The sequence below is a fragment of the Saliphagus sp. LR7 genome (assembly GCF_003344565.1).
Taxonomy (GTDB): Archaea; Halobacteriota; Halobacteria; order Halobacteriales; family Natrialbaceae; genus Saliphagus; species Saliphagus infecundisoli.
On sequence record NZ_QPND01000001.1, the window covers coordinates 47859 to 61478 of the forward strand.

Consider the following 13620-nt stretch of genomic DNA (forward strand, 5'->3'; position numbering starts at 1 on the left):
CTGGCGACCGCGAGCGACTGCCGGCGTCGTCGTCCGCTCGCGGCGGTCCTCTCGGAGCGTCTGGACCATTGTCGTCCGGACGACGAGTTCGCGGGTAGGGGTTTCGGTTCCGGCACCGACCGCCCGGTCAGCGTGCCTCCCGGAGGTCGTCCAGGGACTCGGGGTTCTCGATGCTGCTCATGTCGCCGGGGTCGGAGCCGGTGTAGGTCGCCCCGATCGCCCGGCGGACGATCTTGCCGCTCTGGGTCTTGGGGAACTCCGTGACGAACAGGACCTCGCGGGGCCGGAACGGTTTGCCGAGCGCACCGGCGACCTGTGCGCGTAGTTCCTCCCGGAGGTCGTCGCTTTCTTCGACTCCCGCCTCGGTGATGACGTAGGCGACGACGGCGGTCCCCGTCGTCTCGTCGGGGACGCCGACGGCGGCGGCCTGATTCACCGCGGGGTGGTCGATCAGTGCGCCCTCGACTTCGGCGGGACCGACCTTGCGGCCGGCGACGTTGAGCGCGTCGTCGGCCCGACCGTGGAGGAACCAGAACCCGTCCGAATCGACCTGGGCCCAGTCGCCGTGGTCCCACAGCGGCGGGTCCTCGAACGTAGACCAGTACTCCTCTATATAGCGCTCGTCGCCCGACCACAGGGATTTGGTCATCGAGGGACAGGAGTCCCGAGCGACGAGAAAGCCCCGCTCGCCCTCGTCGGCCACGCTCTCGCCTGCGGAGTCGACGACGTCGGTCGCCATCCCCAGCCCGGGCCCGCCGAGCGTGCAGGGCTTCAGCGGCTGGTTCGGCATCGGCATCAGGAAACAGCCACAGATCTCGGTCCCCCCGGAGATGTTGATGATCGGCGCCTCGCTTCCCCCGACGTGTTCGTAGAACCACTGCCAGCTTTCTGCGTCCCAGGGTTCGCCCGTCGAACCCAGGATCCGCAGCGAGGAGAGATCGTGGCCCTCCAGGGGTTCGGTGCCGTGTTTGCGGAGCGCGCGGACCGCCGTCGGCGAGATCCCGAACTGGGTGATCCCGTGGCGGTCGATCATCTCCCAGAACCGGTCGGGCCCGGGGTGGTCGGGCGCGCCCTCGTACATGAACACCGTCCCGCCGAAGCTGTGGACCCCGATCAGTGTCCAGGGCCCCATCATCCAGCCGATATCCGAGACCCAGAAGAAGCGATCGGCGGGCTTGAGATCGAAGCCGAAGTGGAGTTCCTTGGGACACTGGGTCCCGACCCCGGCGTGGGTGTGAACGATTCCCTTCGGTGTACCCGTCGTCCCCGAGGAGTAGAGCAACATCGACTCCTGGTCGGAGGGGAGCGATTTGGTGTCGTAAGCGTCGGCGGCGGCGCCGACGGCCTCCGCCCACCACTCGTCGCGTTCGTCGGTCCAGGGGATCTGGTCTCGATCGTCGTCTTTGGATCCGAGCCTGTCGAAGACGATCGTGTGCTCGACGTGGCCCGCCTGCTTGATCGCGCCGTCGGCCGCGCCCTTCAGATAGACCGGATCGCCCCGGCGGTAGAAGCCGTCGCCCGTAAAAAGGACCGAGCACTCCGCGTCGGCGATCCGGGTCGCCGTGGCATCGACGCCGAAGCCCGAGAAGATCGGTACCGCGATCGCACCGACCTTCAGACAGCCATAGAGGATCGAGACGACCTCCGGCACCATCGGCATGTAGAGTCCGACGGTGTCGCCCGTCTCGATCCCGCGTTCCTCTAAGGCGTTCGCCACCCGGTTCGCCTCGCGGTGGAGTTCGTGGTAGGTCGTTTCCCGGACCGCGCCGTCCTCACCCTCCCAGATCGTCGCGACCCGGTTTCTCGCCGGGTTTCCGACCTCGGCGTAGCGATCGACGGTGTTGTGGGCGACGTTGAGCTTTCCGCCGGGGTACCAGTCGGTGAACTGTGGGCCCCCGCGGCTCACGGCGTCGCCGTTCGCGTCCTCCGGGGCGCGTCGCGCCCCGCTGTCGTCCCGGACGGCGTCGTACTCCTCGTAGAACTCGATGCCCAGATACTCGACGAGTTCGTCCCAGAACCAGTCGATTCCGGCCTCGCCCTCCGCATCGACCGCGCAGGTCCGCTCGATCAGGTCGTCGTAGTCGTCGATCCCGTAGGTCTCCATGAACGCGGCGACGTTCGTCGACTCGGCGAACTCCCGGGAGGGCCGGTGGACGATGTCGGCGGTGTCGTCTGGCATCCGTATATCACGAATTCTCACCTCGGGGGAAGTAGCTTGCCCCGATAAATTCCACGCCTCGCGCCGGCCCACAAACGCTTTTGGCGGCGAGGTTCTACCGCCGACCATGTACGTACGGGACGCGAAAAACCGGGAGGAGGTCTGGCTTCTGGACCACATCGAGGGAATGGGCCTCGACGACACCGCCTTTCGCTCCAGGGACTACGTCGTCGCCATCGACGAGGAGTCCGGCGAGAAGGCCGGGTTCGGCCGGATCCGCGTCCACACGGAGGCGACCGATGACGGCGACGACGCCTGCGAGCTGACGAGCATCGGCGTCCTCTCGAGTTGGCGCGGCCAGGGCGTCGGCGCCCACGTCGTCGAACGCCTGCTCGAGTACGCAGCCGACGACGGGTTCGACGCGGTGTACGCGCTGACCGGCGAGGCCGACTATCTCGAACGGCTGGGCTTCCGACGGATCGATCGGTCGGAGCTACCGGCGGCCGTAGACGAGCGCCTCGACGAGAAACGCGACCGCTCGGATCCCGAAGCGGTGCCGCTGCGGATCGACCCCGCCACGTTCCGGATGCCCGAGCGGCTCCGTGAGGCGTTCAAGGACGCGAGCGAGCAGGACAGAGAAGAGGAGGGAAGCGAGGAGACCCCCGAGGACTTCGGGATCGATCCCGACACGGCGACCTACAAGTACGACACCGGTCGGTGAAACTCTCGCGAGGCAGTTCCTCCCGGTCGGCGGCCGGCTCCCGGGCTTCCGGGTCCGTTTCTCAACCTTGAAGCCCCGCACCGGCGAACACGATCGGTATGTTCGACGCCGACGACCTGGCGGAGATCCGCGAGGGCCGCGAGGAGTGGGAGGCCGAGACGGTCGAGCCCCTCCTCGAGCGCTTCGGCGAGCGCCGGGACAGCTTCCGGACGGATACTGGCGGCCAGGAGGTCGACCGGCTCTACACCCCCGAGGACGTCGCAGACCTCGACTACGGCGAGGATCTGGGGTTTCCCGGCGAGGAGCCGTACACCCGCGGCGTGTACGCCACCGGCTACCGGGGGCGGCTGTGGACGATGCGCCAGTACGCCGGGTTCTCGACGCCGGAAGACACCAACGAGCGGTTTCACTACCTGCTCGACGAGGGCCAGACCGGGCTCTCGATGGCGTTCGACCTCCCGACCCAGATGGGGTACGACTCCGACGCCGGGTTGGCCGAGGGCGAGGTCGGGAAGGCGGGCGTCGCGATCGACTCGCTGGCGGACATGGAGACCGTCTTCGAGGAGATTCCGCTGGACTCGGTCTCGACGAGCATGACGATCAACGCGCCCGCCTCGGTCCTGCTGGCGATGTACGTCGCCGTCGGCGACGAGCAGGGCGTCCCCCGCGAGGAGTTGCGGGGGACGATCCAGAACGACATTCTGAAGGAGTACATCGCCCGGAACACCTACATCTACCCGCCGGGGCCCTCGATGCGGATCATCACCGACGTCTTCGAGTTCTGTGCCGCCGAGGTCCCGAACTTCAACACCATCTCGATCTCGGGCTATCACGTCCGGGAGGCCGGTTCGACCGCGGCCCAGGAACTCGCCTTCACGCTGGGCAACGGGATCGAGTACGTCGAGCAGGCCGTCGAGGCGGGACTGGACGTCGACGACTTCGCACCCCAGCTCTCCTTTTTCTTCAACGCCCACAACGACATCTTCGAGGAGGTCGCGAAGTTCCGTGCCGCCCGCCGGATGTGGCACGACATCGTCGAGGAACACTTCGACCCCCGGGATCCGAAATCCACGCAACTGAAGTTCCACACCCAGACCGCCGGCTCGATGCTCACCGCCCAGCAGATCGAGAACAACGTCGTTCGAGTGGCTTACCAGGCGCTGGCCGCGGTTCTGGGGGGAACCCAGAGCCTCCACACGAACGGGAAAGACGAGGCCCTCTCGCTGCCGACCGAGAAGTCCGTTCGAACCGCGCTGCGGACCCAGCAAATCCTCGCCCACGAGTCCGGCGCCGCGGACACGATCGACCCGCTGGCCGGCAGCTACTACGTCGAGAGCCTCACCGACGAACTCGAGGCGGAGGCCTACGGGATCTTAGAGAACGTCGAGGACCGGGGCGGGATGCTCCCGGCCGTCGAGAGCGGCTGGGTCAAACGGCGGATCCAGGACACCGCCTTCGACCGCCAGCGCGAGATCGACGAGGGCGAGCGGATCATCGTCGGCGTCAACGAGTTCGAGGTCGACGAGGAGTCGGAGATGGACGTCGAGGAGGTCACCGCGGAGGACCAGCGCCGCCAGCGAGAGCGCCTCGAGTCCGTCCGCGAGGACCGCGACGGGGAGGCCGTCGAGGCCCGCCTCTCCGACCTCGCCGACGCGGCGGCGGGCGAGGCGAACCTGATGCCCCCGATCGTCGCCGCGGTGAAGGCGTACGCGACGGTCGGGGAGATCTGTGACGTTCTCCGCGGGGAGTTCGGGGAGTACCAGCCCGACGCCGTGTAGGCGCCACGGCCGATCGCCCCGACCGGTCAGTCGTCGGCCTCGACGGGGCGCTGACGGTCGCGGTCGTCCTCGCCGACCCCCTCGCTCTCGCCGTCGCCGGTCTGGGACGCCCAGAGGTCGGCATAGGCGCCACCCTCCGCGACGAGTTCGCGGTGGGTGCCGGTCTCGATCACCTCGCCCTCGTCCATGACGACGATCCGGTCGGCATCCTGGATCGTCGAGAGCCGGTGGGCGATGATGAAGGCGGTCCGGTCGGCGGTGAGTTCGTCCAGGTTCTCCTGGATGAGCGTCTCGGTCTCGGTGTCGACGTCGCTGGTCGCCTCGTCGAGAACGATCGCGTCGGGGTCGTTCAGGATCGTCCGGGCGATCGAGACCCGCTGGCGCTGACCCCCTGACAGCTTCACGCCGCGTTCGCCGACCATCGTGTCGTACCCCTCGGGGAGGTCGGCGATGAACCGGTGGGCGCCGGCGGCCTTCGCGGCGTCGCGGATCCGGCCTTCGACCTCGTCGGGGACCGCCTCGCCATCGACGAGCGCCTCGAAGGCCTCCCGGTCGCCGTAGGCGACGTTCTCCCGGATCGTCCCCGAGAACATGTAGGGGTCCTGCTCGACGACCCCGATCCGGTCGCGAAGCGCCTGGAGATCGTACTCCCGGACGTCGGTGCCGTCGACGCTGACCGAGCCCTCGTCTACGTCGTAGAACCGGGGCGGGAGCTTCAGCAGGGTGGACTTCCCGGAGCCGCTCGTGCCCGCGAAGCCGACGGTCTCGCCGGCCTCGATCTCGAGGTCCACCCCGTGGAGGATCTCCTCGCCGTCGTCGGCGTAGCTGAAACGGACGTCCTCGAAGGCGACCTCGCCGTCGATCTCGTCGGGCTCGGTGCCGTCGTCGGGCGACTGAACCTCGGAGTCGTGGGCGAGGACGCCGAAGACGCGCTCGGCGCTGGATTTGGCCTTCTGGTAGTTGTTCGCGGTCTTCCCGATCCGGGTCATCGGCCCGTCGAGTTCCCGGAGGTAGAGGAAGAAGGTGACGAACGTGCCGGCGGTGAGCCCGCCGGCGGTGATCGCCGACCGGCCGCCGACGACGAGGGTGATCACGAACATCGCGCCGACGATCAGGCGAAGCGAGGCGAAGAAGGCCTTCCTGACCGTGATCGCGCCGATCTTCTCGTCGCGGTAGCCCTCGCTTTGTTTCCCGACCCGGCGGTTCTCGACGTCGTAGCGGTCGAAGGACTTGACGATCGCTGCACCCCCGAGGTTGTTCGAGAGGCGGGTGTTCAGCCGGGCGACGAGCTCGCGGATGCGCTTGTACTTGGGTTCGATCCAGATGATGAACTTCGCGGTGACGACGGCGATGATCGGCACCGGCGCGAGCACGAAGACGGCGAGCTCGGGCGCGGTGTACAGCATCCAGGCACCGACCAGCCCGAAGATCATCACGGCTTCGGTGATCTGGCGGAGCTCGTTGTTGAAGAAGTCCTCCAGCCGGTTGACGTCGCTGTTGAGAATCGCCATCATCCCACCGGTCTGGTGGTCGTTGAAAAACGAAAGCGAGAGCCGTTGCATGTGGTCGTAGGTGTCGATCCGGAGGTCGTGCTGGAGGCGCTGGGCGGTCGTCTGGAAGAAGTAGCGGGAGGTGAAGTGGGTCACCGACTGGATCACGTAGGCCGCGATCGTCAGCCCGCCGAGGTAGTAAAGCAGGGAGAGGCGGTCGCCGACGGCCTCCTCGGCGAGCGGTTCGGTCGGGATCAGTCCCGTCGCCGCGAGCAACTCGTCGACGCCGCCGCCGGGTCGGACCGCCAGGTCGATCGCCGCGGCGAGCATCAGCGCCGGGAACAGCCGCGCCGCGCGGTTTACCATCGTCGAGACGAACCCGACGAGCAGCGGGAACCAGTAGGGGATCGCGTACTCGAACGCTTTCAGTATCGGATCGCCGTCTATTCCGTCGCGTATGTCCTCGAAACTGCCGTGTGGGTCGGATGGCATCGGGTGGTGGACTCGGCGTTCACGACGGCTACTGATAAGGAGCCGCCAGCCGGAAACCCTCGCTGGCTCTCCGAAAACCGCATCATCAACCCGTACGAACTCCGTTTCGTGTCCTCGGCCGACCCGCCCTCGAGACCGGCCGACCGGGGAGCGTAACGCTCACCTCGCGGTCGGACAAAGGGGAGACGATGCGCTTCGACCACGCCGGGATCGCGACCGACGACGCCGCCTCCCTCGCCGGGCTCTACGCCGACCTGCTGGACTGTGCGGTCGTCCACGAGGAACGCTTCGACGGGATGGACGTCGTCTTTCTCGATCTCGGAAACGGTTATTTCGAACTGCTCGAGCCCCACGGCGGAGGAGCGGTCGCCGACTACATAGCCGAGCGCGGCCCGGGGATCCACCATCTCGCCGTCCGCGTCGAGGACGGCGACGGAGGGATCGAAGGCGCAATGGAGCGCGCCCGAGAGCGCGGCGTCGAACTCGTCGACGAGGAGCCCCGGGAGGGAGCCTGGGGCCACCGGGTCGCCTTTTGTCACCCCGCCTCGACGGGGGGCGTGCTCCTCGAGTTCGTCGAGCACTGATCGGGTCGGAGACGAGTCAGTGCGCCGTCGGTCGCGACATCGGTAGCGCAACCGAACGGCACATCGTCGTCTCCGCTCCTATGACTCCCGACCGGCCGGAACCGCGATCCATTTTTGTCTGCGCTCCCGGAGCACCAACATGGAGAGCGTAGAGGCCGCAGGAGTGGGAATCGGGGACGACCACCCCCCGCGGATCATGGGCGTGTTGAACGTGAGCGAGGAGTCGCCGTACGATCCCAGCGTCCACGACGACCCCGACGAGGCCGCCGCCTACGTCGACGAGGAACTGATCGGGGAGGGGGCGGACATCGTCGACGTCGGGCTCGAGTCGGCGAACAAGCGATTCGAGGTCCTCTCCGAGGACGAGGAACTCGATCGGCTCGACGTCGCCTGCGAGACCGTCGAGGCGGTCTCGGGCGAGGCCGTCTTCTCGATCGAGACCCGGTACGGCGCGGTCGCCGACGAGGCCCTCTTGCGGGGGTTCGACATGGTCAACGACGTCTGTGGCTTCACGGACCCGGAGATGCCAGACGTTTGCCGGGATCACGACGCCGCCGTCGTGAAGATGGCGAGCCCCGACGATCTACGGCGGCCGGGCGCCGTCGAGGAGATCGACTGGGCCGCCAGGAAGTCCCCGGAGTGGGCCGACTCGGCCGACTACGCCGACATGATATACGAGGCGTTGAAGCGAAACGGACTGACCGAGAAGACGATCGTCGATCCCGCCTTCGGGGGCTGGAGCGAGGCGAAGACCCTCGCGGACGACCGGGCAACCTTCCGCCGGCTGGCGGAGTTCCGTGCGCTCGGCCGCCCGCTGTTGGTCTCGATCAACCGGAAGAACTTCCTGGGCGAGATCGCGGGCCGGGAGACCGACGAACGGCTGCCGGTCAGCCTCGCGGCGACCGCGCTCGCCGTCGAGCGAGGCGCCCACGTCCTCCGGACCCACGACGTCGCCGAAACCCGGGACGCGGCGGCGATCGGTCGCGAGTTCGCCGATCGGCGCTCGAGCGAGGACGGGGGGGTCAGCGTGACCTCCATGGAACCCAGCGAGTTCGAGGCCCTGGTGGCCGACCACGCCAACGGCGCGATTGCGGACGCGAGCCCCCGGTTGGTCCGGATCGACGGGCTGGAGTCCGCCCAGCGGGGAGCCGTCGAGCGGGCGGCCTGGGAGACCGAAGCGACCGCCGTCTCCCTCGGGGAGACGGTTGCGCTCGCCGGACGCCGTTCGGACCTGCGCTCGATCGGAAGCCGTCTCGACGGGGTCGGGGAGGCGCTTCGGGACGTGCTCGAGTGACGGCGGGGCACGGACCCCTTTTTGTGCCGTCGGCGTCAACCGCCGGACGCATGGAGTTCGAGACGTGGGAGCCGGTCTACCGGAAGATCCTCGCCGACTTCGGCTTCGACCGGCGAGCCGACGAGCGCGCCCGGGACGTCCTCGTCGGTCTCACGGACCCCTTCGATCGCGAGCACCTGCCGGCGTTTTCGGGGGCGACCGTCGCGATCGCGGGTGCGGGTCCCTCGCTGACGGACCCGGATGCCCTCGAGCGCGCCCGCGGGGCCGACCTCGTCGTCGCGGCCTCGACGGCAGTCGATCGGCTCGAGGATGGCGGCGTCGGGGTCGATTGCATGGTCACGGACCTCGACAAGAACCCCGAGACCGTCCGCCGGCTCACCCGGCGAGGGACGCCCGTCGCGGTCCACGCCCACGGCGACAACGTCGACCTGGTTCGCGAGGTCGTCCCCGACTGCTCTCCGGGTTCCGTCCTGGCGACGACCCAGGCCGAACCCCGAGGTCCCGTCGAGAACTTCGGCGGGTTCACCGACGGCGATCGGGCCGCCTTCCTCGCGGATCACTTCGGCGCGTCTCGGTTGCTGTTTGTCGGCTGGGACCTCGACGACTCCTCGGTGGACCCGATGAAAGCGAAGAAACTCGAGTGGGCCGGGCGGCTGCTCGCCTGGCTCGAAACCCGTCGGGAGGAGCGGTTTTCGGTTCTCGACGGCCGCCGCGAGCGCTACGAGCCGCCGATCTAAGGAGCGAGCGCCTCGATCGTCGCCTCGATCTCCGCTTCCGTCGCGCCCCGCGGGAAGCCGACGGCGACGTCGTCGACGCCGTCGATCGCCGCGAACCGCTCGAGCAGGTCGCGGGCGCGTTCCGGCCGGCCCGACGCACACAGTTCGTCGAGGAGGTCCTCGGAGATCAGCGAGAGTGCCTCCTCCCGGTCGCCGCTGGCCCAGGCGGCCGCGACCGCCTCGGCGACGTCGCCGTGGCCCTGGCGGGCGAGGGAGTCGCGGTAGTAGGTCCCCATCGCACCGAGGTAGAAGGCCATGTGCCGGCGTGCGAGCTCGCGGGCGCGGTCGCCGTCGGCGAGCGCACAGGCGGTCACGGAGATCGTGACCCGGACGTCGTCGGGGTCCCGGTCGCCCAGTTCCGCCCCCCGAGCGAGGTCCGCCAGCCGCTCCTCGACGCCCTCCGGCGTGAGGACGAGCCCGTGCCAGCCGTCTGCGAACCGTCCGGCGAGTTCGACCGACTTCGGTCCCATCCCGGCGGCGTCGATCGGGACGGGTTCGTCGGGTGGAGCACAGCGCAAGCGGAGCCCCGCGAGGGTGAACGAGTCGCCGTCGTAGTTCACTGTCTCTCCCGAGAGAACTCCCCGAACGATCTCGATCGTCTCGCGGGTCCGGCGCAACGGGCGGTCGAAGTCGGCGCCGTGCCAGCCCTCGATGACCGCGGGGCCGCTCGGGCCGATTCCCAGCCGGAATCGCCCCTCGGAAACCTCCTGGAGGGTCGCCGCGGTCTGGCCGAGCAACGCGGGCGAGCGCGAGTAGATCGGGAGGACGCTCGAGCCGATCCCGATCTCCTCGGTGGAGTGGGCGATCGTCGTCAGGACGGTGACGGCGTCCCGGCCCCACGTCTCGGGGAGCCAGACCCGGTCGTAGCCCTCGCGCTCGGCCGAGCGGGCGAAACCGACGACCGTTTCGACGTCTGGTTGGGCGGCGACGGGAAGGTGGACGGAGCGCTCCATATCGCCGATTCGGACGCCCTCGCCATAACGGTGGGTACCGATGGATGGCGTTCAAACGGATTCAACCCCCACCGAGTTTCCGTCGGTCGGCCGCCTGCGCGGTCGTCGATCGCCCCGGCCGTCGTGACGACCCCTCTTTCGGTCGGTACTGACGAACGAAGGGACCTTTTTGGCCCCGCCCTCCATCGAAGGGGGTATGACGGCCCGACGCGACCTGCTCGTCCTCAGGACCGGAACCCACGGGACGCCGGTCGAGGCGTACGCCGAGGCGCTTCGCGAGCGGCTTCCCGACTACGACGTCCGGCTCGCCCGGACCCCGGCGGCCGAACGCGAGGAGATCCGCGATGCCGGGATCGTCACCGGGATGACGATCGACGAGGACCTCCTCGCCCGTGCCGAGAAAATGGCGGTCTTCGCGTGTGCGTACGCGGGCACCGGCCACCTCCCGATGGACGCCCTCGCCGAGCGGGGCGTGACCGTCACCAACGCGTCGGGCGTACACGGACCGAACATCGGCGAACACGTCCTCGGGTCGATCCTCGCTTTCACTCGTCGGTTCCACGTCGGCGAGCGCAGACAGCGCCGCCGGGAGTGGCGCCACTATCAGGCCACGGAGCTTCAGGGCTCGACGGTGACCGTCGTCGGGATGGGCGCGATCGGGGAAGCAGTGTTGGAGCGGCTCGAGCCCTTCGGCGTCGAGACCATCGGGGTTCGCTACACCGCCGAGAAGGGCGGGCCGGCCGACGAGGTCGTCGGTTTCGGCGAGGACGCTATCCACGAGGCGCTCGCGCGGACGGACTACCTCGTGCTCGCCTGTCCGCTGACCGACGAGACCCGGGGGTTGATCGGCCGCGAGGAACTCGTCACGATCGATCCCGACGCGGTGGTCGTAAACGTCGCCCGGGGGCCAGTCGTCGAGACCGACGCGCTGGTCTCGGCGTTGCGATCGAACCGAATTCGAGGGGCTGCCGTGGACGTCACCGATCCCGAACCCCTTCCCGAAGAGCACCCGCTGTGGGGGTTCGAGAACGTCCGGATCACGCCCCACAACGCCGGCCACACCCCCGCCTACTACGATCGCCTGGCCGACATCGTCGCGGGAAACGCCGAACGGATCGCCGAGAACGGCTCGACGGAGGGATTGCGGAACCAGGTCCACCCGTGAGATGAGTGGGCGTGTGAAGGAGTAACGCTTATACCAGTAGAACGAACGTTATAGATATGCACCGCTACGGCGGGGTGACGAAGGTTCGCGGGGAGTGTACGAACTGCGCGTCCGAACTCGTCATGTGCGTACTGGCCGACGGCGGCCCGATCCGGAACGGCCGCGACGAGTGCGACCGCTGCGAGGAATCGGCGTTCCGGCCCGCCTGAGAGCGAACGAGCCTTTAGGTACCCCTCTCCCGACTAGCCGGCGTGAGCCTCGCGGAGAACCTCGCGATCGTCTTCGTCGCCGGCCTCGTGACCGCGCTGGCGGCCGGGATCGGCGCCCTCCCCTTTCTCTACTTCGATACGATCAGCGACCGCCGCAACGTCGTCCTCTGGGGGATCGCCTCGGGCGTGATGGTCGCGGCCTCTACCTTCGGGCTGCTCGACGAGGGGCTGGCCGCGGGAACGCCCCTCGAGCTCGGGGCCGGGATCGTAGCGGGTGTGGTCCTCGTCGTCGTCGCTCGCCGGGCCCTATCGGGGGCGGACGTCGGTCCCCGGGCCTATGCGGAGGCCGACCGCCGGAAGCTCGCGCTCATCCTGGGCGTGCTGACCGTCCACAGCTTCCCCGAGGGCGTCGCGATCGGCGTCTCCTTCGCCGACCTCGGGCTCGAGGGCGGACTCCCCCTTCTCGGGATCACCGTCCCGTTGCTCGCGATCTTCATGACCGTCGCGATCTCGATCCACAACGTCCCCGAGGGGACGGCGATCGCGATTCCGCTGCGGTCGATGGGGATCGCCGACTGGCGGCTCGTCTGGTGGGCGATCTTCTCGAGTCTCCCCCAACCCGTCGGTGCGGTCCTCGCGTTCGCCTTCGTCCGACTCGCCCGGGACCTCCTGGCGGTCGGCTTCGGCTTTGCCGCGGGCGCGATGATCTACCTCGTGGCCAGCGAGTTCGTCCCCGAGGCCCGCGAGATCGGCGAGGGACTTCCCGGCGGCGGGCTCCGAGAACTCGCAGGCGGGTTCGCCCTCGGAGTCCTCGTCATGGTTCCCCTGCTCGCGATCTAGGGAACCGACAACGGTTAGGCTCGCCACCCCCCAGCCCGACCATGGACAGCGTCGACCTCACCGAGCGCGAACGGGCCGTCGTCAATGCCTTCCAGGGCGGGTTCCCGGTCGCTTCCGACCCCTTCGCGGTCGCCGCCCGAGCGATGAACGAGCAGGGGGTCGAGATCGGTTCCGAGGAACTCCTCGAGACGATCCGGAACCTTGACGAGCGGGGCGTGCTCTCCCGGTTCGGCGCGCTCGTGGACGCGAGCGAGATCGGTGGAACCGCGACCCTGGTGGCGACCCACGCGCCCGAGGAGCGCTTCGACGAGGTCGTCGGGGCGATCAACGACTTCCGGGAGGTCGCACACAACTACGAGCGCGAACACCCGTATCTCAACGTCTGGTTCGTCGTCAGCGTCGCGGACGAAGATCGCGTCGGCGAGGTTCTCGCAGAGATCGAAGCCGAGACCGGCCAGAAGGTCTACAACCTCCCCAAACGACGGGAGTTCCGCGTCGAGGCGAAGTTCTACGTCGATGGGCCACTTGAGGGCGGGATCGACCTTTCGGAGGAGGGGCCCGACGTCGAACCCACGGACCGGACGACGCTTTCGCCGGCCGAGCGCGATCTGGTCGTCGAGATTCAAGGGGGCCTTTCGCTCTCGCCGACGCCGTACGCCGACGTCGCGGCGGCGATCGGGCGGGACGCCGAGTGGGTCCGGGCGACGATCAAACGCTTCGACCGGGAGGGAAAGATCCGGCGGGTCGGCGTCGTCCCGAACCACTACGCGCTCGGCTACACGGAAAACGGGATGACCGTCTGGGACGTCCCCGACGATCTGGTGGAGGAAGTCGGCCCCGCGATCGCCTCGCTTCCGTTCGTCACCCACTGCTACGAGCGCCCGCGCCACGAGGGCGTCTGGCCGTACAACTTCTTCGCGATGACCCACGGCCGGAGCGAGGGAGAGAGCGAGGAGCGCATCGAGGCGGTCCGCGAGCGGATGGCGAGGTTCTGGGACGTCGCTGACGACGACTGGGACACCCTCTTTTCGACGGAGATCCTGAAGAAGACCGGGATTCGCCTCGAGGAACGGGCGAGCGCCAACACCGACGGCGATCGCGGGGGCGAGGCGGAAGGGGCCGGGTCCGGCGCCGAGCGCGCTCCGGACGGGAACTGAACC

Annotated in this window: 12 protein-coding genes; 9 read left to right on the top strand and 3 right to left on the bottom strand. The window is 68.5% G+C overall.

Features of this window, described 5'->3' with window-relative positions; all coding sequences use genetic code 11:
* Positions 1-127: 127 nt before the first annotated feature.
* Positions 128-2179: an AMP-binding protein gene (locus DVH23_RS00200; RefSeq protein ID WP_114575421.1), complete on the bottom strand. Its 2052-nt coding sequence runs from the start codon at positions 2177-2179 to the stop codon at positions 128-130.
* A gap of 106 nt (positions 2180-2285) precedes the next feature.
* Here DVH23_RS00200 and DVH23_RS00205 point away from each other — a divergent pair, with 106 nt between their 5' ends.
* Both DVH23_RS00205 and DVH23_RS00210 read left to right on the top strand, forming a co-directional pair.
* The gene (locus tag DVH23_RS00205) at positions 2286-2879 is read left to right on the top strand and encodes a GNAT family N-acetyltransferase (RefSeq protein ID WP_114575422.1); all 594 of its coding nucleotides are present in this window, start codon (positions 2286-2288) and stop codon (positions 2877-2879) included.
* A gap of 98 nt (positions 2880-2977) precedes the next feature.
* The gene (locus DVH23_RS00210) at positions 2978-4657 is read left to right on the top strand and encodes a methylmalonyl-CoA mutase (protein WP_114575423.1); all 1680 of its coding nucleotides are present in this window, start codon (positions 2978-2980) and stop codon (positions 4655-4657) included.
* 26 nt (positions 4658-4683) lie between these two features.
* Here the strand turns inward: DVH23_RS00210 and DVH23_RS00215 are convergent, their stop codons facing one another.
* Complete coding sequence (locus DVH23_RS00215) at positions 4684-6639, bottom strand: ABC transporter ATP-binding protein (protein WP_114575424.1); 1956 nt, start codon at positions 6637-6639, stop codon at positions 4684-4686.
* A 188-nt stretch (positions 6640-6827) separates the two neighbouring features.
* Between DVH23_RS00215 and mce the strand changes: the two genes are divergently transcribed.
* From mce to DVH23_RS00230, 3 genes are all read left to right on the top strand, one after another.
* On the top strand, positions 6828-7223 hold the full coding sequence (gene mce / locus DVH23_RS00220; RefSeq protein WP_114575425.1) for a methylmalonyl-CoA epimerase: 396 nt from the start codon (positions 6828-6830) through the stop codon (positions 7221-7223).
* 139 nt (positions 7224-7362) lie between these two features.
* Entirely contained in the window at positions 7363-8517 is a 1155-nt protein-coding gene (gene folP, locus DVH23_RS00225; protein ID WP_114575426.1) for a dihydropteroate synthase, read from the top strand.
* A 50-nt stretch (positions 8518-8567) separates the two neighbouring features.
* Positions 8568-9254: a 6-hydroxymethylpterin diphosphokinase MptE-like protein gene (locus tag DVH23_RS00230; RefSeq protein ID WP_114575427.1), complete on the top strand. Its 687-nt coding sequence runs from the start codon at positions 8568-8570 to the stop codon at positions 9252-9254.
* On the opposite strand, the gene DVH23_RS00235 is transcribed toward DVH23_RS00230, so the two are convergent.
* Entirely contained in the window at positions 9251-10246 is a 996-nt protein-coding gene (locus tag DVH23_RS00235; RefSeq protein WP_114575428.1) for a TIGR04024 family LLM class F420-dependent oxidoreductase, read from the bottom strand. The two genes, DVH23_RS00230 and DVH23_RS00235, sit on opposite strands and share 4 nt — an antisense overlap.
* A 196-nt stretch (positions 10247-10442) precedes the next feature.
* Between DVH23_RS00235 and DVH23_RS00240 the strand changes: the two genes are divergently transcribed.
* Genes DVH23_RS00240 through DVH23_RS00250 form a run of 4 tightly spaced genes read left to right on the top strand, consistent with a single transcriptional unit; the run spans position 10443 to position 13617 of the window.
* Complete coding sequence (locus DVH23_RS00240) at positions 10443-11411, top strand: D-2-hydroxyacid dehydrogenase (RefSeq protein ID WP_114575429.1); 969 nt, start codon at positions 10443-10445, stop codon at positions 11409-11411.
* Between the two features lie 56 nt (positions 11412-11467).
* Positions 11468-11620 (top strand): hypothetical protein, encoded by a 153-nt coding sequence (locus DVH23_RS23370; RefSeq protein ID WP_157972290.1) that lies wholly within the window; start codon positions 11468-11470, stop codon positions 11618-11620.
* A 42-nt stretch (positions 11621-11662) separates the two neighbouring features.
* The gene (locus DVH23_RS00245; RefSeq protein ID WP_114575430.1) at positions 11663-12460 is read left to right on the top strand and encodes a ZIP family metal transporter; all 798 of its coding nucleotides are present in this window, start codon (positions 11663-11665) and stop codon (positions 12458-12460) included.
* A gap of 41 nt (positions 12461-12501) precedes the next feature.
* Positions 12502-13617, top strand: coding sequence for an Lrp/AsnC family transcriptional regulator (locus tag DVH23_RS00250; RefSeq protein ID WP_114575431.1), 1116 nt, complete (start codon positions 12502-12504; stop codon positions 13615-13617).
* The last annotated feature ends 3 nt before the right edge of the window (positions 13618-13620 follow it).

What these genes read in the sequence shown, in the direction of transcription:
- DVH23_RS00215 (WP_114575424.1), bottom strand. Translation starts at nt 6,639, where the DNA reads ATGCCATCCGACCCACACGGCAGTTTCGAGGACATACGCGACGGAATA.
- DVH23_RS00200 (WP_114575421.1), bottom strand. Translation starts at nt 2,179, where the DNA reads ATGCCAGACGACACCGCCGACATCGTCCACCGGCCCTCCCGGGAGTTC.
- DVH23_RS00235 (WP_114575428.1), bottom strand. Translation starts at nt 10,246, where the DNA reads ATGGAGCGCTCCGTCCACCTTCCCGTCGCCGCCCAACCAGACGTCGAA.
- DVH23_RS00205 (WP_114575422.1), top strand. Translation starts at nt 2,286, where the DNA reads ATGTACGTACGGGACGCGAAAAACCGGGAGGAGGTCTGGCTTCTGGAC.
- mce (WP_114575425.1), top strand. Translation starts at nt 6,828, where the DNA reads ATGCGCTTCGACCACGCCGGGATCGCGACCGACGACGCCGCCTCCCTC.
- DVH23_RS00210 (WP_114575423.1), top strand. Translation starts at nt 2,978, where the DNA reads ATGTTCGACGCCGACGACCTGGCGGAGATCCGCGAGGGCCGCGAGGAG.
- folP (WP_114575426.1), top strand. Translation starts at nt 7,363, where the DNA reads ATGGAGAGCGTAGAGGCCGCAGGAGTGGGAATCGGGGACGACCACCCC.
- DVH23_RS00230 (WP_114575427.1), top strand. Translation starts at nt 8,568, where the DNA reads ATGGAGTTCGAGACGTGGGAGCCGGTCTACCGGAAGATCCTCGCCGAC.
- DVH23_RS00250 (WP_114575431.1), top strand. Translation starts at nt 12,502, where the DNA reads ATGGACAGCGTCGACCTCACCGAGCGCGAACGGGCCGTCGTCAATGCC.
- DVH23_RS23370 (WP_157972290.1), top strand. Translation starts at nt 11,468, where the DNA reads ATGCACCGCTACGGCGGGGTGACGAAGGTTCGCGGGGAGTGTACGAAC.
- DVH23_RS00240 (WP_114575429.1), top strand. Translation starts at nt 10,443, where the DNA reads ATGACGGCCCGACGCGACCTGCTCGTCCTCAGGACCGGAACCCACGGG.